Source organism: Binatus sp. (SeqCode), from assembly GCF_036522015.1.
In the GTDB taxonomy this organism is placed as follows: Bacteria; Desulfobacterota; Binatia; order Binatales; family Binataceae; genus Binatus.
In genome coordinates, this window is record NZ_DATDGQ010000130.1 from 1 (window position 1) to 20,125 (window position 20,125).

The 20,125-nt window shown below is 61.9% G+C and carries 18 protein-coding genes; 8 read left to right on the forward strand and 10 right to left on the reverse strand.

Annotated features, from left to right (window positions below):
- Positions 1–349: 349 nt before the first annotated feature.
- Both VIW95_RS05370 and mobA read left to right on the forward strand, forming a co-directional pair.
- Positions 350–973, forward strand: coding sequence for an esterase/lipase family protein (locus VIW95_RS05370; RefSeq protein ID WP_331584393.1), 624 nt, complete (start codon positions 350–352; stop codon positions 971–973).
- A 40-nt stretch (positions 974–1,013) separates the two neighbouring features.
- Positions 1,014–1,631, forward strand: coding sequence for a molybdenum cofactor guanylyltransferase (gene mobA / locus VIW95_RS05375; protein ID WP_331584394.1), 618 nt, complete (start codon positions 1,014–1,016; stop codon positions 1,629–1,631).
- Positions 1,632–1,738: 107 nt separating this feature from the next.
- On the opposite strand, the gene gcvPB is transcribed toward mobA, so the two are convergent.
- Genes gcvPB through gcvT form a run of 3 tightly spaced genes read right to left on the reverse strand, consistent with a single transcriptional unit; the run spans position 1,739 to position 5,771 of the window.
- A complete protein-coding gene (gene gcvPB, locus VIW95_RS05380; protein WP_331584395.1) occupies positions 1,739–3,265 on the reverse strand; it encodes an aminomethyl-transferring glycine dehydrogenase subunit GcvPB in 1,527 nt (508 codons plus the stop codon).
- Entirely contained in the window at positions 3,265–4,614 is a 1,350-nt protein-coding gene (gene gcvPA, locus VIW95_RS05385; protein WP_331584396.1) for an aminomethyl-transferring glycine dehydrogenase subunit GcvPA, read from the reverse strand. Before gcvPA ends, gcvPB begins: the two co-directional genes overlap by 1 nt.
- Positions 4,615–4,637: 23 nt before the next feature.
- Positions 4,638–5,771, reverse strand: a complete 1,134-nt coding sequence (gene gcvT, locus VIW95_RS05390; protein WP_331584397.1) for a glycine cleavage system aminomethyltransferase GcvT — start codon at positions 5,769–5,771, stop codon at positions 4,638–4,640.
- Positions 5,772–5,898: 127 nt separating this feature from the next.
- On the opposite strand from gcvT, the gene VIW95_RS05395 reads away from it, so the two are divergent.
- Together VIW95_RS05395 and VIW95_RS05400 are read left to right on the forward strand one after the other, a co-directional pair.
- The gene (locus VIW95_RS05395) at positions 5,899–6,801 is read left to right on the forward strand and encodes a bifunctional 5,10-methylenetetrahydrofolate dehydrogenase/5,10-methenyltetrahydrofolate cyclohydrolase (RefSeq protein WP_331584398.1); all 903 of its coding nucleotides are present in this window, start codon (positions 5,899–5,901) and stop codon (positions 6,799–6,801) included.
- Between the two features lie 96 nt (positions 6,802–6,897).
- A complete protein-coding gene (locus VIW95_RS05400; protein WP_331584399.1) occupies positions 6,898–8,961 on the forward strand; it encodes an APC family permease in 2,064 nt (687 codons plus the stop codon).
- Position 8,962: 1 nt separating this feature from the next.
- Here VIW95_RS05400 and VIW95_RS05405 read toward each other — a convergent pair whose 3' ends face one another.
- Positions 8,963–10,492, reverse strand: a complete 1,530-nt coding sequence (locus VIW95_RS05405; RefSeq protein WP_331584400.1) for a glycosyltransferase family 39 protein — start codon at positions 10,490–10,492, stop codon at positions 8,963–8,965.
- On the opposite strand from VIW95_RS05405, the gene VIW95_RS05410 reads away from it, so the two are divergent.
- On the forward strand, positions 10,491–11,912 hold the full coding sequence (locus VIW95_RS05410) for an MATE family efflux transporter (RefSeq protein ID WP_331584401.1): 1,422 nt from the start codon (positions 10,491–10,493) through the stop codon (positions 11,910–11,912). The two genes, VIW95_RS05405 and VIW95_RS05410, sit on opposite strands and share 2 nt — an antisense overlap.
- 91 nt (positions 11,913–12,003) lie before the next feature.
- On the opposite strand, the gene VIW95_RS05415 is transcribed toward VIW95_RS05410, so the two are convergent.
- The 3 genes from VIW95_RS05415 to VIW95_RS05425 form a co-directional block, all read right to left on the reverse strand.
- The gene (locus tag VIW95_RS05415) at positions 12,004–12,423 is read right to left on the reverse strand and encodes a DUF1801 domain-containing protein (protein WP_331584402.1); all 420 of its coding nucleotides are present in this window, start codon (positions 12,421–12,423) and stop codon (positions 12,004–12,006) included.
- A gap of 97 nt (positions 12,424–12,520) precedes the next feature.
- Positions 12,521–13,765, reverse strand: a complete 1,245-nt coding sequence (locus VIW95_RS05420; protein WP_331584403.1) for an MFS transporter — start codon at positions 13,763–13,765, stop codon at positions 12,521–12,523.
- A 342-nt stretch (positions 13,766–14,107) separates the two neighbouring features.
- Positions 14,108–14,386 carry a hypothetical protein gene (locus VIW95_RS05425; RefSeq protein ID WP_331584404.1) on the reverse strand — a complete coding sequence of 93 codons (279 nt, stop codon included), beginning with the start codon at positions 14,384–14,386 and terminating at the stop codon, positions 14,108–14,110.
- Positions 14,387–14,781: 395 nt separating this feature from the next.
- Here VIW95_RS05425 and VIW95_RS05430 point away from each other — a divergent pair, with 395 nt between their 5' ends.
- Positions 14,782–16,953, forward strand: a complete 2,172-nt coding sequence (locus tag VIW95_RS05430) for an ATP-dependent RecD-like DNA helicase (RefSeq protein ID WP_331584405.1) — start codon at positions 14,782–14,784, stop codon at positions 16,951–16,953.
- A 4-nt stretch (positions 16,954–16,957) separates the two neighbouring features.
- On the opposite strand, the gene VIW95_RS05435 is transcribed toward VIW95_RS05430, so the two are convergent.
- A complete protein-coding gene (locus tag VIW95_RS05435) occupies positions 16,958–17,599 on the reverse strand; it encodes a YIP1 family protein (RefSeq protein ID WP_331584406.1) in 642 nt (213 codons plus the stop codon).
- A 102-nt stretch (positions 17,600–17,701) separates the two neighbouring features.
- Between VIW95_RS05435 and VIW95_RS05440 the strand changes: the two genes are divergently transcribed.
- A complete protein-coding gene (locus VIW95_RS05440) occupies positions 17,702–18,010 on the forward strand; it encodes a hypothetical protein (RefSeq protein WP_331584407.1) in 309 nt (102 codons plus the stop codon).
- On the opposite strand, the gene VIW95_RS05445 is transcribed toward VIW95_RS05440, so the two are convergent.
- Positions 18,007–18,501 carry a hypothetical protein gene (locus tag VIW95_RS05445; RefSeq protein WP_331584408.1) on the reverse strand — a complete coding sequence of 165 codons (495 nt, stop codon included), beginning with the start codon at positions 18,499–18,501 and terminating at the stop codon, positions 18,007–18,009. The two genes, VIW95_RS05440 and VIW95_RS05445, sit on opposite strands and share 4 nt — an antisense overlap.
- A gap of 60 nt (positions 18,502–18,561) precedes the next feature.
- Between VIW95_RS05445 and VIW95_RS05450 the strand changes: the two genes are divergently transcribed.
- Positions 18,562–19,011: a VOC family protein gene (locus VIW95_RS05450; RefSeq protein ID WP_331584409.1), complete on the forward strand. Its 450-nt coding sequence runs from the start codon at positions 18,562–18,564 to the stop codon at positions 19,009–19,011.
- 128 nt (positions 19,012–19,139) lie between these two features.
- On the opposite strand, the gene VIW95_RS05455 is transcribed toward VIW95_RS05450, so the two are convergent.
- Positions 19,140–19,919, reverse strand: coding sequence for an SDR family NAD(P)-dependent oxidoreductase (locus tag VIW95_RS05455; protein WP_331584410.1), 780 nt, complete (start codon positions 19,917–19,919; stop codon positions 19,140–19,142).
- Between the last annotated feature and the right edge of the window lie 206 nt (positions 19,920–20,125).

A 20,125-nucleotide genomic window follows, 5' to 3' on the forward strand; every position in this document is an offset into this window, starting at 1 on the left:
ACCACTCCAGTCGCCGACGACGTCAGCGGGCTTTTGCGCAAACGTGTTGGATCCGCCAAGCCCGAACAACAGCATCGACACGAACAGCAACAGCACTCGATTGACGATGAAGATGCCGGTCGCGAATCTTCGAGCCATTGCAATTCCCCCCTCCGAGTTAGCCACGCGTCTTAGCGTATATACCGGAATGTCCCTTTGTTTTTCAAAAGACCCATTCGAAACCCTTGGGCGCCGTACCACGGAAACTAATGCGCGCATGCGCAAAGCCCTTGCCCGGCGGGTTGCCCGCGAGATACGGCGTGGTTAGCTTTTATAGTCGTGGGAGAAGCGGTGGAGGTGGAGAGAAGTTATGAGATCGAGAACTGTCATTACTGAAATCGCCGCGGCCGGCGCATTGCTCGGCTCGTATCCGCTGGATTGGGTGGTCAGACGCGGCGAGCCATACTTCTGCGAACCGTCGAGCGAGCCCGTCATTTTACTGCACGGCTTCGGCGGCAGCCGCGCGAACCTGCTGGCGCTCGGCGCGTACATTCGGCTGGCGGGATTCGACAACGTTTCATATTTCGAGTATCCGCGATGGCAGACGCTGGCTGATTCTGCCGCGCAACTCGGGCGGATCGCGGCGGAAAAATCCGGCGGCGACGGCGTTCATCTCATCGGGCACAGCCTCGGCGGCACCGTGGCGCGGCGCTATGCGGCCGGCGCGCCGAAACGCGTGGTGCGATCGCTCGTCACGCTCGGCTCGCCGTATTCGTACGGTCAATGGAGTCCGACCGAGGTCGGAATTTTCGGCGATGACGATCCCATCGTGCCCGCGCCGATTGAGGAGCTGACCAACCGCGCGGCGTTCGCGAGAATCGTGACGCTGCACAATGTCGGGCATCTCGCGCTGGTCTTTCATCCCGAGGCGCTAAGGATCATCGGCACCGAGTTGCGCGCGAATCGCGCCGCCGAGAGCAAAGCCGCCGCGTAAACGCTGGCGCGTCAGTAGAGTCTCGCTCTACACTCATCGGATGGCATCAGCGAATGAAGCCGGCGCGATCGTGCTGGTCGGCGGTCGCAGCTCGCGGATGGGCCAGCCCAAGGCGGCGCTCGATTTCGGTGGGATGCCGCTGCTCACCAGGATTGTTATCGAGCTCAAATGGTGGTTCGACGAAATCGTGATCGTCGCGGCGCCGCAATCGGAAGGGCAGCCCCGCATCGATGTTCCCGGATTGAAGATCGTGCATGACGAGACGGCGTTCGCCGGGCCGCTCGACGCGCTGCGGCGTGGGCTGAATGCGCTCGATCATGGCATCGCCTTCGCCTGCTCATGCGATCTGCCGATGTTGAATTCCGACGTTGCGGCCGACCTGGTTGCGATGCTCGATGATTTCGACGCGGTGATGCCGGAAGTCGGCGGCAAGCTGCAGCCGCTGCACGCGGTCTATCGCAAGAAATGTGCGAACTCGATCGCGGCGCTCGAAGAGAGCGGTGAGAAACGGCTAACCGCCAATGCACACGCGATCAATGCGAGAAAGGTCGGCGAAGAAGAACTCAGGACGATCGATCCGCAGCTCAGCAGCTTCTTCAACGTGAATACGCCCGAGGACTACCAGCTGGCACTCAAGATGGCCCGTTTGTCGGGATGACGTAGCGAGCATCGCGAGCGAAGCGAGGAACCCAACCCCTAACCCCTTCCCGAGCGGGAAGGGGAACCGGAACGGAAAGTCAGCTCGTGGTGCTCGATTCGGTATCGCTACGCCTTCTTCTCCCACCTTAGAATCGGGCGGCGCGCGGCCAGGGCTTCGTCCACGCGCGAGACGGGCAAGGTCTGCGGCGCATTTTTGACCCGCTCGGGATCGTTTAACGCCTCATCGTAAATCCGTTCCATCGTATCGACAAAGCCGTCGAGGATTTGCTTGCTCTCGGTCTCGGTCGGTTCGATCATCAGCGCGCCCGGCACTACCAGCGGAAAATAAATCGTCGGCGGATGGACGCCGAAATCGAGCAGACGCTTGGCGATTTCGAGCGTGCTCACGCCGGCGCACTTTTCGAGGTCGTGCGAGAGCACGCATTCATGCATCGAGGGTTCGCCGGTCGCGCTGGGAAAATGCGGTTGCAGCAGTTTGCGCACGTAGTTGGCGCCGAGGATCGCCAGCCGGCTCGCCATCCCGAGGCCGTCGCCGCCGAGCGCGAGAATGTACGCGTACGCGCGAACGATCATTCCGAAATTGTTGTGAAACGATCGCATCCGGCCGATCGAGTCCGGCCGATCGGCGTCGATTTCGTAACCTGCGTCGGAATGCTTCAAGCGCGGGAGCGGCAGGAACGGCTCGAGATGCTTCTTCACTGCGACCGGGCCGGCGCCCGGGCCGCCACCGCCGTGCGGAGTCGAAAAACTCTTGTGCAAGTTCAGCTGCACAATGTCCGCGCCCATGTGCCCGGGCTTCGCGACACCGAGCAGCGCGTTCATATTCGCCCCGTCGAGATAGAGCATCGCACCGCGCTCATGCAACGCTGCCGCGATCTCCTGGATTTCCGGCTCGAAAATCCCAAGCGTGTTCGGATTGGTGACCATCATCGCGGCCACGTCGTCGCTCACCAGCCGGCGAACCTCGGCCGCTTCGAGGTAGCCGCGCCGGTTCGATTTCGCGACGATCACTTCGAAGCCCGCGAGCGTGCAGCTGGCCGGATTCGTGCCGTGCGCCGTATCCGGGATGATCACCTTGTGCCGCACTTCGCCGCGCTTGCGATGATACGCGCGGACCATCAGCAGACCCGTCAACTCGCCCTGCGCGCCGGCCGCGGGATGCAACGACACCGCGTCCATCCCGGTGATTTCGGCCAGTGCAGCTTCCATCCGCGCGATCAGTTCGAGCGCGCCCTGCGCCAGATGCGCAGGCGTCGCGGGATGCAGCCCCGCCAGTCCCTGGAGAGCGGCCAGCTCGTCGTTCACGACGGGGTTGTACTTCATCGTGCATGAGCCGAGCGGATAGAACTGGAGTGCCTGAGCGAAGTTGAGCTGCGACAGGCGCAGAAAATGCCGCAACACTTGCGGCTCGCTGAGTTCGGGAAAGCCCGGCAGATCTTCGCGGCAAAGTTCGGCGCCGATGATTTCCGCACCGCGTCGATCGCCGGCAGCGCGCGGCGACAGGTCGGTGCCGCGGCGGCCTTCGGATGAAAGTTCGAAAATAAGCGGCACGCCCGACACGGGTTCGATCCGGTCGAGCGTCGAAGGAGCTTCGGGGACTGGGACCGGTCCGATTCTGCCCGCGCTTGCCATCACCCCACCTCCGCAATTGCCGCCGCAAGCCGGCCAAACTCGTCGCCTCGATTTATTTCAGTGACTGAAACCAGGATGGAGTCGAAGAGCTCGGGATAGTCGTCGCCAAGTGGAACGCCCGCGAGGATCTGGTTCCGCTCTGCCGCTTCCAGAGCGGCCGTGGGGTTCGCGAGCTTCAGCGCGAACTCGTTGAAGAACGGTCCCGAGAAACGCCGCTGGACTCCCGCGGCCTCTAGCACGTCGGCCGCCCGATGCGACAGTTCGACGTTCCGTTCCGCGAGCTCGCGCAGTCCGCTGCGGCCAAGCAGTGAGAGATAGACCGTCGCCGCCAGCGCGCACAGCGAATGATTGGTGCAGATGTTCGAGGTCGCGCGTTCGCGGCGAATATGTTGCTCGCGCGTGTTGAGCGTCAGGCAGAACGCGCGGCGACCGTCGCGATCGCGGGTCTGTCCGACCAGGCGGCCAGGCATCTGGCGCAGATGATTCATTCGAGCCGCCATGAAGCCGACGCCGGGTCCGCCATATTGAAGAGGCAGCCCGAAACTCTGACCCTCGCCGACTGCGATATCGACGCCAAGTTCGCCCGGCGCACGCAGCAGGCCGAGCGCAATGCCCTCGGCGGTGGCGGAGATTGCGAGCGCGCCCGCGCGATGCGTTCTTTCGGTGATCGCGCCAAGCGGCTCGATCACGCCGAGCGCGTTGGGATAGCCGGTGACCGTGCAGAGCAAGCGATCGTTCGCGATACGATCGAGCGCGGCTATGTCAGTCGCGCCGGTCGCGCCGTCGAACGGAACTTCGACGATCTCGATGCCCTTGAGCGCGCTCAGGTAGGTGCGGATTGTCGCGCGATAGTCGGGCCACAGCGCTCGCGAAAGCGCGACGACTCCGCGCTTGGGCATCACCCGTCGCGCCATCAGCACAGCCTCGGCCGCCGCCGACGCGCCGTCGTACATGCTGGCGTTGGCGACTTCCAGCGCGGTCAGCTGCGTGATCAGCGTTTGAAATTCGAAGATCGCTTGCGTGGTCCCCTGGCTCGCCTCGGCCTGGTACGGCGTATAACTGGTCGCGAATTCAGCGCGCGCGATGACGGCGCGCACTGCGGCGGGGACATAATGTCGATAATAACCGGCGCCGAGGAAGCTGGTGAATCCCGACGCGCCCGTGTTGCGAGCCGCGAGCGCCGAGATCTCGCGAACGACATCCGCTTCGCTGCATCCGCGATCGAGATTGATCGTCGCGCTGGCACGCAGGTTCGCCGGCACGTGCGCGATCAAGTCGTCGAGATGCTTTGCGCCGATCGTCTCGAGCATCGCCGCGACGTCGCTGTCGGTATGGGGCATGAATCTCATGGAATCAGCCTGTCCTCATTCAATCACACACTTGCATTTGATACCGCATGGCCTTCATCGCGCCGATAGAAGGGCCGCTGCACGATTGTCGCACGAGTTCTGCGATTGCGAATTTCAACTTCGACCGGTTCGCCAACCTGCGGCGGATTTTTGGCTCCCGCACCCGCGAAATACGCCATCGCGATCGGTCGCTGGATCGAGGGCGCGAACGTCCCGCTGGTGACAACGCCGGCCTCGTCGCCGTTTCTGAATAACCGGTAGCCTTGGCGCGCGACCATCTTGCCGTCGTCGGTCTGGAGTCCGATCAATCGCTTTTTCAGACCCTGTTTGCTTTGCGCAGTGAGCGCTGTGCTGCCGACGAAGTTGCGACCGAGCTTGACGAATGTACCCAGGCCCGCTTCGAGCGGCGATGAATTGCGATCGAGTTCGTGTCCATAGAGCGGCAGGCCCGCTTCGAGCCGCAGCGTGTCACGCGCGCCGAGTCCGACGGGCTTTATATTCCCGGCAGCGCCGATGTCGAGAATCGCCTCGAACAATTCGCGCGCGCCGGCGTTGTCCACGAACAGTTCGAAGCCGTCCTCGCCGGTATAGCCGGTACGCGCAGCCAGGCACGTGATACCCGCGACTGTTCCTTCTGCGACGCCGAAGCGCGCGACGTCGGCAATCGGAAACTCAGCCAGCGTCGCCAGTATGGCGACCGCCACCGGACCCTGCACTGCGATCAGCGCGGTGGCGTCGCTGACGTCCTCGAACTTCGCGCGCCCGCTGTTGAGCTCGACGATCCATTCGCGGTCCGCCTCGATGTTGGACGCATTGACGCAAAGCAAATAGCGCTCCGGTCCCACCCGATACACGATCAGATCGTCGATCGTGCCGCCGTCCTCCGCGCACATAATCGTGTACTGCGCCTGCCCTTGCTTGAGCCGCGCCGCGGAATTGGTGAACGCGTGCTCGAGCGTCGCCAGTGCGTGCGGCCCGCTGATTTCGAACTCGCCCATGTGGCTCAGATCGAAAATTCCCGCCGAATTGCGGACCGCAAGATGCTCGTCGATAATCCCGCTGTAACTCACGGGCATCTCGAAACCACCGAAAACGGTCATCCGCGCGCCGAGTTTCTGGTGAAGGTCGAATAGAACAGTGCGCTTGGGCGCATTCATCAGCGGCAAAATTCTAACAGACCGGTTTCAGTTGAACGAGGGAGGTCGCGCGATTTGCCAACAAGCACCGCTTTCTGTCCACAGCCGCTTGCTCGGCGCGATCCGGTGCTATAATCGAACAGACCCGATGGCTGCGATCATCATGGATGGCCGGGCGCTCAGCGCGCATCTGATGCCGGAGTTGCGCGCCAACGTTGACGAGCTCAAGAGCAAGTTCGGATGCACGCCGTCGCTCGCGGCAATCCTGGTCGGCGACGATCCGGCGTCGCGCCAATACGTCAAAAACAAACAGCGCGTGGCGGCCGAGCTTGGATGCGAGAGCCGCACGGTGCGAATGACCTCCGCCGAGGCGACCACCGACTCGCTGCTCCGCGCGATCGAGGAGCTCAACGCCGACGCGCGCGTCAACGCGATACTGCTGCAGTTGCCGGTGCCCGATTCCGTCGATCGCTTCCGCCTGTTCGATACCATCGCGCCCGAAAAAGATCTCGACGCCGTCAGCTCGGCCAGCGTCGGCGGCTTCTACCGCGGTCAGTGGGGCCGCTTTGTGCCGTGCACTCCGCGCGGCATGCTTACCCTGCTCGACTACTACAAAGTTCCCGTCGACGGTGCGCGCGCCACGATCATCGGGCGCAGCGATATTGCCGGCAAGCCGACCGCGCTGATTCTCGGTGGACGCCTGCGCAATGCGACGATCACCTGGTGCCATCGCCACACCCGCGACCTCGCAGCAATTTGCCGCGAGGCCGACATCCTCATCCCTTGTGTGGGCGCCAACACCGGTCGGCCATTTCTGATCACCGCCGACATGGTGAAGCCGGGCGCCTGCGTGATCGACGTCGGTTTCCGGCGTGTCGGTCCCGGTAAGTTCGTCGGCGATGTCGATTTCGAAGCTGTGAAGGAAGTCGCGGGATGGCTCACGCTCAATCCCGGCGGTACCGGTCCCATGACCGTGCTGGCGTTGATGCAGAACTTGATCGACGCGACGCGCTATCAACTGGGATTGCAGCGCGCCAGTTATTCCGTCTGAAACGAACCGGTCGAAACCGCTGCGGCATTGCTTTGCGCAAGCTTTGACTTTGCCATACATTTGCAAATTGCAGCAGGGGACCGTCCGCACACTCGAATGGCATCACCGACCATCGGCTCGAAAACCACCCAATCCAATGGAGGGAAATCGGGCAAGCGCACTATTAGCGACGTCCTAATAGGACCACCGCGCGACGTACGCGATCCCGAAATCTTCCACAGTCTCTCCCTGGTCGCGTTCCTCGCATGGGTTGGCCTGGGTTCCGACGGTCTGAGCTCGTCGTGCTACGGTCCAGAGGAGGCATTCCTCGCGCTCGGGCATCATCAGTACCTTGCAGTATTCCTCGCGATGCTGATGGCGCTGACCGTCTTCATCATCTCGGCGTCATATTCGCAAACGATCGATCTGTTTCCGACCGGCGGCGGCGGTTATCTGGTCGCGACCAAATTGCTCGGCAAATATTTCGGCCTCGTCTCGGGTTCGGCGCTGGTGGTGGACTACGTGCTGACCATCGCTATCTCAATCGCGAGCGGCGCCGACGCGATCTTCAGCTTCCTGCCGGTTGACTGGCTGCCCTACAAGCTCTGGGTGTGCCTGCTGGTCGTGGTGTTGATGGTCCTGATGAACCTGCGCGGGGTGAAGGAATCGGTGCTATCGCTCCTGCCTATCTTCATCGCCTTCATCGTCATGCATGCCTGGCTGGTCGGCTACGCGATCTTGAGCCGCGCGCCCGAACTGCCGTCAATCGTCGGCCACGCCGTGCGCGAGGTCCACGCCAGCTCACACAGCATCGGGATGCTCGCGCTCGCGGTGATTTTCTTCCGCGCCTACAGCCTCGGCGGCGGCACGTACACGGGAATCGAGGCTGTCAGCAACGGTCTGCCGATTTTGCGCGAGCCACGCGCCGAAACCGGCAAGCGCACGATGATCTACATGGCGATATCGCTCGCCTTCGTCGCCGGCGGAATCCTGCTCGGCTACCTGCTGCTCAACGTCGAGGCCGAGGCCGGCAAGACGCTCAACGCCGTTATGTTCGAGCGGCTCGCATCCAACTGGCAGCTATTCGGTCTGCACGTTGGACCGGAGATAATCACCTTCGCGCTGCTAACTGAGGGCGCGCTGCTGTTCGTCGCCGCGCAGACCGGTTTCGTGGATGGACCCCGCGTGCTCGCCACGATGGCGACCGACCGATGGCTGCCGCGGCGTTTCGCAAACCTTAGCGCGCGGCTGGTGACGCAGGACGGCGTCATCACGATCGGCCTCGCCGCGATCCTGCTGCTCATCGGCACCGAGGCGAAGGTCGATTTGCTGGTCGTCCTCTACGCGATCAACGTCTTCGTAACGTTCACGCTCTCGCAGCTCGGGATGACGACGCATTGGTGGCTCGAGCGCAAGAACGAAAAGCGATGGCTCCGCAAACTGATCATCAATGGAATCGGAACCTTCTTCACCGCGACCATCCTGATGATCACGCTGACCCTCAAGTTCCACGACGGCGGATGGGTAACCGTCGTTATCACCGGCGGACTGATCGCTCTGTGTTACACCGTGCGGCGTCATTACGAACGCGTCTCCAAGGCGATCGAGCAGCTCGAGGCCGACATCCTGCCGAAGCTCTACGCGGTCAAGAAACTCGAGCCGGCCAAGCGCGATCCCGACGCATCGACCGCCGCCATCCTGGTCAGCGGCTACAACGGCCTCGGGCTGGCGACGCTGATCGCGGTCACGCAATTGTTCAAGGGCGAGTTCCGCAACGTCGTCTTCATCGGAGTTGGCGAAGTTGACGCGGCGCTGCTCAAGGGTCCCGAAGAAGTGCACGAGCTCGAAACCCGCATGACCGAAGACTTGAACGAGTACTGCCAGTTCGCCGCGGACTTGGGCCTGCATCCGGAACTGCGCGCCGGTCTGGCGCCGGACGTCGTCGTCGAGCTGCGCCGTCTATGCCTGGAGGTCGCGCACGAATTTCCGCACGTCGTGTTCTTCGCCGGCAAGCTCATCTTCTCCGACGAAATCGAAGGCTTCATCGGCCGCTTCCTGCACAATCACACCTCGGTCGAAATCCAGAACTGGCTGCAGCTCTACGGCTACAGCCTCGTCATTCTGCCGATCCGCGTCGGCGCCGGCTCGATGGCGATTCCGCAAACCTCGCAAGCCGCGTAGATCACTTGACCGCCGGCGTGATCCGGTAGAACGCCAGATGGTCGCCGCGGAATTTCTCGACCACGATGAATCTCTTCGGATCGGGAAGTTCAGCAGTTACCGCGTCGCCATCTTTCCAGCTGACCAGCCATCCTCCGCCCGCCGATGACACGCGCTCCTCAATAGTCATTCGCGCGCTCGCACTATCAAATCCGGGAATAGCTATTCGAGGGTTGTCGCCCCTGAAGTAGTAGTCAAACGGAACTGAGTAATACCCAAATGGAAATCCACCATTAGGTACATTCGCGGTATTTCCGTTCGAAACGTATCCCGATTCAAAGAATATGGGCTCCGAGCGGCTGCCGCCGGCTACTTGCTCAACCAGATCTCGCCATGGCTGTGGCTTGGGTCGGTCAAACGGCAGCATGATCAGGCATGCCAGCGCGAAGCTCGCGGCCAGCAGATTGCGCCACTTGATGCTCCAGGCGCCGATTGACGCCGCAATCAACAACGACGCTGCGGCAAGCCCGGGCGAAAGGTAGCGCAGGTTGAACATCGGATGCAGGATCACCGACCCGACCAGGAAAGCGAGCGGCGGCAGCCCGATCCACAGCACAAAAAACCGAATCGGTTCCCCCTCGCTACTCTCCAGCGAGCGGCCGAGTAATAGCCATAGAGTTATTCCAGCCGCTGCCAGGCCCGCTGCTGCCTTGGCCGCGAGTGAGTAGTGTCGAGGTGGCCCCATGTAGTCCAGCGAATGTCCATAAATCAGGTCCTGACTTTGTTGCAGCGCGATGGGTAGGTAAGGGACGAATAAGATGATCGCGACGACAATCGCCATCCACGCCATCGTTTCGCGCCGGCCCCGCGCAAGATCGCGAAGCAGGATCGCTCCCTCCGCGCCGAGGATGAGAAGACCCGCCATGTGCGTGTAAGGCAGCGCAGCGCCGAGAATGCCGCAGGCGATCCCGTTCGCAACGCCGGGCCGCGCCCGTACTCGCCACAGCATCAAGAGCTGCGCGAGCGAGATCGATATGAACAGCGGATACATTCGCGCCGTTTGCGCGAACACTACCGCGAGCGGATTGAACGCCCACAAAGCAGACGCCGCCAGCGCGGTACTATCGTCGAAAATTTCGCAGCCGAGCGCGAATAACAGCGCGAGCGTCGTCAACGAAAAGACCACGGACATCGAACGCAGCGATATCTCGCTCAGCCCGAATATCCGCGCGTAGTAATGCAGCACGACATAGTAGAAGACCTGCTTTCCCGGATCATGCAGCACCGGTGTGCGAACGATCGCGCCAACTCCCGGCTTGGCCGCCGCCCACGCGCTGTACGCTTCGCTCGCGCCGAGCGCGTCGCTGCCGAGATGAAACGAATAGATGAATCCGGCGGCGACGAAGATCGCCGCAAAGATTTCGAGCGGCCGGCGCGACGCTCTATCGGCCATCGGGATTCTGTTGTCCGCCACCGCGCGAGATATACCGGATTTCACGCGCGCGATCTTCATCTGTTCGCGCGTGCTCGCGCGCAGTCCATTGACTATCATGCCTCGTGCTGGCGAACTGATCACAATCATGTCGGAATTTCTTGAAGCGGCCCCCGAGGTTGGTGCGCCCCGCCGGGTCGCGATGACCCTGCCGCCAATCTCACGCATCCGCTTCGAGGTGTGGGCGCTCGCGTGGCCGGTGATCCTCTCGTTCGGACTCGATTCCATTCTCGGCCTCGCCTCGATGCTGATGGTGGGACGGCTCGGCGCGAACGCGGTCGGCGCGGTTGGACTCGCCACGCAGATCCTCGGCGCGGTGCGCGCCGGAATCGCGGCGGTCGGTACCGGCACGGTCGCACTGGTCGCGCGCTATATGGGCGCCAACGATCGCGACAGCGCCGAGGAGGTCCTGAAGCAGTCGGTCGTCTTCGGAGTTCTGGTTTCGACCATCATCGCGATCCCCGTAATAGTATTCGCGCGACCGCTGATGGGACTGTTCCAGGTACACGGCCAGATGGCCGACATGGGCGCGCGGTACCTGCAAGTCGTGATGTTGTCGGAGCCGTTCCAGGGAATCTTCCTGATGTGCGCATCCGCGCTGCGCGGGGCCGGCGACACCCGCACCCCGCTCTGGATCGGCGGCATCATCGACGTGCTCGCAATCTTCCTCAACTACGTGCTGATTTTCGGCAAGTTCGGATTTCCCGCGCTCGGCGTTGACGGTTCGGCCGTCGCGACTTTGCTCGCAATCGCAATCGGTGGAATTCTGTTCTTCTATGCGCTGTCGATCGACGGGATGGTGCTCAACTTCCGATGGCACCGGCTGTGGCCCGACTTCGGCCTCGGCCGCCGCATCCTGAGCGTCGGCAATCCCGCCGCTATCGAACAGTTGCTGATCCAGTTCGGCTTCGTCGCCTATGTCGGATTCGTCGCGCGCTACGGCGCAAAGGAAATCGCCGCATATTTCATCGGCGTGCGCATCCTCGCGCTGTCATTCCTGCCCGGTTTCGGGTTCTCCGCCGCTTCCGCAACGCTCGTTGGCCAGGGCCTCGGCGCCGGCGACCCGACCTTCTCGCGCAAAGCCGGATGGGAAGCGACCAGGATGTCCATCGTGCTGATGACCGCGATGGGCGTGGTGTTCATCACGTTCGCGCATTTCATCGCGGCGCTCTTCATCGACGACAAAACCGTCATCGAGTACACGGTGCAGTTCATGTACGCACTCGCCGCCGCGCAACCGCTGATGGCCATCGACTGGACGATCACCGGCGCACTGCGCGGCGCGGGCGACTCACAGTTCCCGCTCTACGGCTCGCTCGCAGGCTTTTACGGGATGCGCCTCTTCCTCACGATCCTGATCTGGCACCACGGCGGCAGCATCAACTACATCTGGTGGTCCCTGCTCGCCGACTACGTAGTTCGCTCGACAGTAAAAGTCTGGCGCTTCCAAACCGGCAAGTGGGAAACAATCGAAGTTTAAGCCAGTATTCCCACTATTCGCTCCTTACGACTGTCGAGGCCATCTTCAACCTGGCCACCCCGATGTCGGACCTGTTCAAAGGCGGAATCGCTTAGGACTTCGTTTTCTTCGCAGCCTTCGACTTGCCAGAAGTGTTGAGAGCGACCGCCTGGCGAATGAGCGCCCTGAAGGCGGTCTCGTCAACTTCTTCTCCTTCGTGGATGTCGATCGCGCGGCGTACGTTTCCGTCGAGACTCGAGTTGAAGAGACGGGCCGGATCTTTAAGAGCCGCGCCCTTGGCGAAGGTAAGCTTCACGACCTTCTTATAGGATTCGCCAGTACAGATGATGCCGTCGCGCGACCAAACCGGAGTGCCCATCCACTTCCACTCCTCGACGACGGCCGGGTCTGCTTCCTTGATGAGCTTGCGCATTCTGCTGAGGGTTTCCCCGCGCCAGTCCCCGAGTTCGGCGATTCTTTTCGAGATCAGTTCCGAAGCAGACTCGCCTTGGCTCACGCCCAACTTTTTCATTTTCTCATCCTGGACATCGTCTGAAATGTCGATGCCGTTTATCTCTCCCGCGAGAGAGACCTGCCCTGAGCGTAGCGGATCTGAACGCTCCGCTGGCTTAGGCTGACGTTTCCTCCGCGCGCGCGACCTGCGATCGCGCAAGCGCAACGTAACAGCCGATGCTCGTCATGGACAGCGCGCCGGCGAACCGCCAGGTCGCGGCGGTCCCGAACGCATCAACCATCTTGCCCTGCACCGGCAATCCGATGATTGCGCCCAGCGTCGACATGGTGGTGCCGAATGAAAGCAGCGTCGCGCGATTTTCGCCCGCGATCATTTCGTTGTACCACGCGAATGCCATCGGTCCCGCGACGCCTTGGGCGAACATCGCCGTCATCACCGCGCCGAGCGCGAACCACATCCTCCCGCCCGCGACTCCCGCCGCGATCACCGACGCGCTGGACACCGCGCTCATCGCCGCGACAAACCACGCGCGCTGCTTCCACGCCCCAGGCATCCGCGCGGATACCTCCAGCCCGGCCACCTGCGCCAGGATGAGCGCGACCGAGACCCAGCCGACTCTGCCGATTCCCGCATGCAGGCCGCGATTGAAGTAGTGCTGCCACTCTTGTCCCCATCCGTACCACAACGAAGCCCCGATCAGCCCGGCGATCGAGAGCAGCCGCACGCCGCGATTGGCGAATCCGAGCACCGTAGAGTCGATACTGCGGCGTCGAATATCTTCGGCAATCTTTCTCGCCGAGACGGGCCGGCTCGCGCTGCGTCCCATCAGGCCCAACGCCACCAGCCCTGCTGCCAACCATACAAACGTGTTCAACAGGAAAGGCGCCGCGATGTTCGCTTGCCCGATGTACGCGCCCGCCAATGAACCGCACACGCCGGTGATTTCGCCCAATTGGAACTTGCGCGAGAAGACCGCATCCTTCGGGCCTTCGAATCCGGCCGCGTCCAGCGCATCGATCGCCCACGCATCGATCGGTCCGTTGCCGAAGGTGGTGCCGAGCCCATCCGCCGCCGCGGCAACGATGAAGTACCAATAGTGATGCGAAAGGAAGTAGGTTAGAAACGCAGCGGCGTGGAGCGTACATCCGACTACTACCGCCGCGCGCCTCCCGACCGCATCCGCGAATGCCCCCGTCGGCACGTCGGTCAGAAACGTCATCAACACGTATGCCGCCACGACCACGTTGATCTGGAACTGGTCGAGTCCGCGCGCGCGCAGGAACAGCGGATAGACCGCGAAGATGAACAGCGGACCGAATACATAGCAGGCTGACACCACGTAGTAGCGCCGTATGATCGAGGAAATCGCGCTATCTCGCAGCGGCTCGTTGTCCAGCACTGGCGGTTCGGTGCCTCCCCAGCGAAAGGTAACAGCCGGCCTGCGCCATGAACACCCGCCGTCGATTTGCCCCTTTGTTCCCCTCTCCAGAAGGGGAGGCCAGTGGGGTTACGGGTGAGGTCGCGCGCAACTAAGATTCTGCTTCTGTTCCGCAAGCGTGGGAATCCTTTTCAGCCCTCTACTCAGCCGAAGCGTCTCCGAATACCTCGCCCGTTATTTTCACGGGAGGGGAGGCCTGCGGCGACGCCGCGGGTAGGTGAGGTGCAGCCGACTCACGCTAGCTGCCTATTTCCGCAACCGGGCATCATCAAACTGACCAACGGCCTAGCGATGGGTAGTGGGTCAGTTTGATTTCGGCTCGAACACGTGGGGGTAGTACTGCTTGTCCCACTCATCGGGTCGGAACAGCACCTTGCCATATTCTAAAATCTTGTCGTCAGGTCGATAGGGACGTGTGGAGAGCTGTATATCCCATCCACTTTCGTCCGGTCCTAAATGAAAATGTTCGTTTCCCTTGTTAAGACGCTGTAATTCTTGAACCAAGAGGTCGCGTCCTTCCTCATTAATGTAAATCTCAAATTCGCCACCAGCATTTAGACTGATGGTAATCCTTGGCTTCATGATCCCTCCGGTGCGGAATGACTTGATTGCGCTGCTATCTGGCGATGGTGGTAAGCACAATCATTAAACTACAATATGTGGCGCAAAGTGCGACTTTCCCCGAATCGACCAATCGGAATTCAGCCACAAATCGCCCGCCCGCTCAAAAATCCCGCCAGGATGATCCTCATGTCCGCTCTTAAAACGCATGCCGCCGAGATAGACACCGACGCCTCACTCGTCCGGCGCTTGCTCGCGGCGCAGTTTCCTCCCTTACTACCTGGACACCAACCCCGCAATCGTCGCTATGGCCCGGCGCCAAATCGACGAAGTCCTCGCCGATCGCAAGCGCACCTGTTGATGCTTGCGAGGGCGGCCAACTGGACGCCGCCCCCCTCGCGCGTAATCCTGTTGCCGTGGCACAAGTGGTTCAAGCGACCGAGACGCTCGAAGGCATTCTCGATCAGGTCCTGTTCGTTAACGACAAGAACGGCTACTCGGTCGCAGTCGTGGTCGTGCCTCAGGAGCATGGCGACCATCGACGCGTCACAGTCGTTGGCAATCTCGCCGGCCTCGAAGTCGGCTCGACCATCCGCGCGCTCGGCGGCTTCGAGCAGCATCAGCGTTTCGGCGAGCAGTTTCACGTCGTCGATTTCGAAACGCTGCGTCCGGCGGGAGCAGTCGCGATAGAGCGCTACCTAGCTTCGGAAATAAAAGGCATCGGCCCCGTGCGCGCACGCCGGATAGCCGAATACTTCGGCGACGCGCTCGGTGAAGTGCTCGACAACAGTCCGGACCGGATGCGCGAAGTTCCCGGCGTCGGCGCCGCGGCCGCACGAATGATCGCGGCTGCGTGGCGCGACGCGTCAGGCCTGCGCGAGCTCACCGTCTTCCTGCGCGGGCACGGGCTGGCGGCGTCGCATGCGCGGCGCATCCACAAGTTCTACGGCAAAGACGCACTCGAGGTCGTCAAGCGCGATCCATACGTTCTCGCGCGCACCATTCACGGCATCGGATTTCGCACCGCCGACGCAATCGCGGAGAAACTCGGCATCCCGCGCAACTCGATCCAGCGCGCCCGCGCCGCCGTCCTGTACATTCTCGAACGCATGTCCGACGAGGGACACGTCTATTCGCCCTTCGAATATCTCGAAGGCCAGTTCCGCACCGCACTCGAGATGGACCCCGACCTCGTGCACGACGCCGTCAACGAGCTCGCCGCCAGCGGCGAAGTGATTGCCGAAGATGCGGACGATCAAATCGCGATTTATCTCGCCCGCCTGCACGCGGCCGAAGTGAACGTCGCCGCGCGCATCGCGGAGCTGAACGCCGGCCGCGCGATGAACAAGGATCTGATCGATCGCGCGGTCGCGGCCGCGATTAAATCGTCGGAACTCGAGCTCTCAGCTGAACAAAAGAGCGCGCTGCGATGCAGTCTCGCGAGCCGCGTCACCGTCATCACCGGCGGTCCCGGCACTGGCAAGACCACCTTGCTGCGCTCGCTGCTGGTCGCGCTTGCCGACGTGGGTTTGAAGCCGACGCTGGCCGCACCGACCGGACGCGCCGCTCGACGGCTCCAGGAGGCCTCGGGCCGCGATGCGAAAACTATCCATCGGCTGCTCGAATACGATCCGCAGAGCGGCGGCTTCATCCGCGGCAAGAATTTTCCGCTCCGCACCAACTATCTGATCATCGACGAAGCCTCGATGATGGACGTCGAGCTCGCCTCCAGCCTGCTGTCCGCGTTGATGCCCAACTGCTCGCTGCTGCTGGTCGGCGATCGCGATCAACTGCCGTCGGTCGGCCCCGGCAGCGTGCTCAAGGACGTGATCGCATCCGACTTCGTGCCGGTCGTGCAGTTGAAAGAAGTCTATCGGCAGGCGCGCCGGAGCCTGATTGTTGCCAACGCGCATCGCTTGAATCGGGGCGAGTTTCCACAACTCTCCAACGACGCCGATGGCGACTTCTTTTTCTTCGAGCGCAACGCCGCCGAAGACGTGGTCGCGACGATCAAGCAGCTCGTGCAGCAGCGGTTGATCGGACGCTTCGGAATCAGCGACCCGCGCGAAATCCAGGTGCTGACGCCGATGAATCGCGGCCCGCTCGGCACGCACACTCTTAATCGCGAGCTGCAAGCCTTGCTGAATCCCGCGGGACGCGAAATCCGCTCCGGCGATCGGACTTTTCGCGAAGGCGATCGCGTGATCCAGTTGCGCAACAACTACGACAAGGGCGTCTTCAACGGCTCGATCGGCCGGATTCTTGCGATCAACACCGACAAAGCGCGCGTGAGTGTCGCGTTCGAGGAGACGCACGCCGAGTACGATCTGTCGGAGCTCGACGAGTTGGCCCTCGCCTACGCGATTTCAGTGCACAAGAGCCAGGGCAGCCAGTATCCCGCGATCGTGATGCCGATACACTCGAGCCACTACCTGATGCTGCGCCGCAATCTGCTCTACACCGCGATCACGCGCGCCGAGCGGGTATGCGTGCTGGTCGGGACGAAGAGCGCTTTGCAGCAGGCGGTGCGCAATCAAGACGAGCGCCGCCGCTTTTCGCGCCTGGCTGCACGATTGCACGTGGATTGATCGATCAGTGATGTCCGAATAGTGCGTAAAATACAAAGACGACGAGTCCGAGGATGACTATCGCGATGAAGGCCGGGATAAGCGTCGAGCAAAACGCGCGCCACGCCGAGAATCGATGCACCTCGGCAAGACAGTACACCCCGACGATTCCGCCCCACAGGCCCAGCACCACTTCGATGACGAGGACTTTGTAAAATGCAGGATCGATGTGCGGCAGTGCGCCCCCGGTCGGTTGCGGCATCGGCACTCCGGTCAGGACCGCTATCAGCAGGACCAGCTCGAATGCGATTCCCGGTATCTGTGACCACGCCATCGCGGCTCGCACTTCGACGCGACTCGCGACGCCGCTTAGCAGTCCTCCCGACCATCTTAAAATCACGGCGCCGATGTACAGCCCGACGACTCCGAGTGCCGCGTGAATTGCGACGCTGAACGCGACCCACAGCGGCCACAGCACAGAGAGGTTGCCGGTATCGGTTATCGCCTTCGACCACTGGCTCGCCAGCGCGCCGATCGCCGGCCCGACCGCCACGAGCGCGATTACGTTGCGGGTCGGATCGGTATCGACGATGCGCCGGATCGTCGCGCGCGGTTCAGTCCAGATTGTGAAGAAAGGTGTGATCGAGCCGCCCGCCACGTTCGCCATCGAAGCCCCCGTCCCGTCGCGAATTTCATCACGCTAGCATCTCGACCGATCGCGCAATAGGGCGATTGACTCTATTTCACGATGCGAATTACCATCGCCACGATGAAATCCCTCAACTCGATCATTCTCGCAGCGTTGCTTGCCGGATGCGCGCAGGCCTACGGCTGCGTCTTTGTCCAGTCGAGCGCGATCGCCGATCGCTCCGGCGCCGGCAATCCAATCACCGCGAACGCGAGCGATCTCGGCTACCTTCACCTGGTCGCCCCGCAAGGACTTACCCAGACCGCGCTGGCAAATCTGCTGAGCAGTTGCGCGACCGGCAAAGTCTCGGGCGTGACGACCGAACTCAGCGTGCGTGATTTCTTTTTCGTGCAGTCGTACAACGTGTCGGTCAGCGGTACCTGCAGCTAACGAATCTTGACGGCGGCCTTTTCCGACGGAGGCCGGCTGCGCTTGCCACGCACCGGCTCCAGCGCGCGAAGAAAGGTCAGCACCGCTTCAGCTTCCGATCGCACCGCGTCGGGATCGTGCCCGGCCTGGTCGAGCTCCTTCTCGACATCGGCGATCGTCTTCGCCCAGTCGTTCTTGTACTTCCGATTGAGTTCCTTCCATGGCACTCCCGCAAGCGCGTCGGTGACGTTGGCCGGTGGACGATAAAATCCGCGCGCGATCAGCACCGCGATTGCCGGATAGCCCACGTAGCCCTGCCAGTACGACGCATTGTCGTTCGACGCGATCTCGCGCCCGTCGGCCGACGTCTCGACCTCGTAAGTCTTCGACCCGTCCGATGATATGACCGTCGCGTGGCGGTCGTCCTCGATTCGCACGCGCCCATCGCCAATCGCCCCGAGCGCTTCATACGCTTTGACGATCGGCGGTATTTTCCATGGTGTCGCTGGCATAGCCATCTCTATTCGATCATATTCGACATCACGTCAATCAATCCGGAGACAGTGATAAGGATGGCAAATCCACCAATCGGCAAACTCGATCACATTGGAATCGCGGTCAAGAGCGTCGCCGACGCGCGCAAGTTTTTCGAAGGCGTTCTCGGTGCCACATTTGTATTTGAGTCTGCTAACGAAGCGGCCGGCTTTACACTTGCCGCGTTCGATCTGAATGGACTCTCAATCGAGCTCCTGGAGCCACTCGGCGCGAATTCGTTCCTGCACAAATTTCTCGAAAAGCGCGGCGAAGGGATGCATCATCTGACGTTCAACGTCCCCGACTGCAAATCCAAAACCGCTGAGCTGAAAGACCAGGGCGTAAGAATCGTCGACGAGCACGAATGGTCGCCAACCAGCTTCGAGTCCTTCATCTCCCCGCGCTCATCCCACGGCGTATTGATTCAGCTGGGCTCCGCCTACCCAACCCTAAACAGCGACCCCACCTGGACCAGAAAGAAGGACTAACCCTCCGACCCCAAAAACTTCCTAACAGGGACGAAAGTCCCGCATCTTCTCTTATTACTGGGTGCAGGGGTCACCCCTGCCGAAGGAAGCGTGAAACCCACCGCGGGTTTCACATTAAATAAAGTGACCTACCCGATCAGCCCCGGATTCGCGCCGCCATCGATCGTGATATTCGCGCCGTGAATGAACGCCGCCCGCTCCGACGCGAGGAACATCACGAGATCCGCAACTTCCTCGGCCTTCCCGGGACGCCCCAACGGCGTCATTCGCTTCAGCACTTCACTCAGGTCGCGCCCTTGTGCGCGCCGCTCGGTAAACAAGCGCAGCCGGTCGGTGAAAATCGGCCCGGGATTCACCCCCACGACGCGCACGCCATGCTTCGATCCTTCGTTCGCCAGCGCCTTGGTAAAATGGTTGAGCGCCGCGTTCGCCGATCCGCCGATCATGTACCCGCCGGTCGGAATCAGACCGCCGGTGCCGATCACGTTCACGATCACGCCGCCACCCTGTCGCTGCATTTGCGACAAAGCCTCGCGTGCCATCCGCACATAGCCGAAAAACTTCAGATTCCAGTCCTCGAGCCACTCGTCGTCGGTGAGTTTTTGAAAATCGCCCGGCCGCGCGCTACCCGCATTGTTCACCAGGATATCGATTTTGCCGAACGCCTCGACGCATCGCGAGGCCACGCGCTTCACGTCTTCTGGTTTGTTGAGGTCGGCCTGCACCGCTTCGACGCGCGCGCCATCTCGCCCACGCGCGAGCGAGACGGTTTCATCCAATGCCTCGCGCCCGCGCGCGCACACCAGCACCGACGCGCCTTCCGCCGCGAAGCCGATCGCAGTCGCGCGCCCGATTCCCTTGCTGCCGCCGGTGACGATTGCTGCCTTGCCGCCAAGTCCGAGTTCCATTGTGGATAACCTCTCTCGCCGTCAAAGCTCGCATCGCACCACCGCGAGCGTCAACCCGCCTTAACATCGCGCTGTCCATCTGACACGATTGCTGCACGCAGCTGCGGCTTTGCCAGTGAAAGAATGAAAGAACTGATCGTTTCCATCCTTCGCGACGCGATCGAGCGGGCGCGCGCCGCGGGTGCGCTGACCGCCGAAATTCCCTC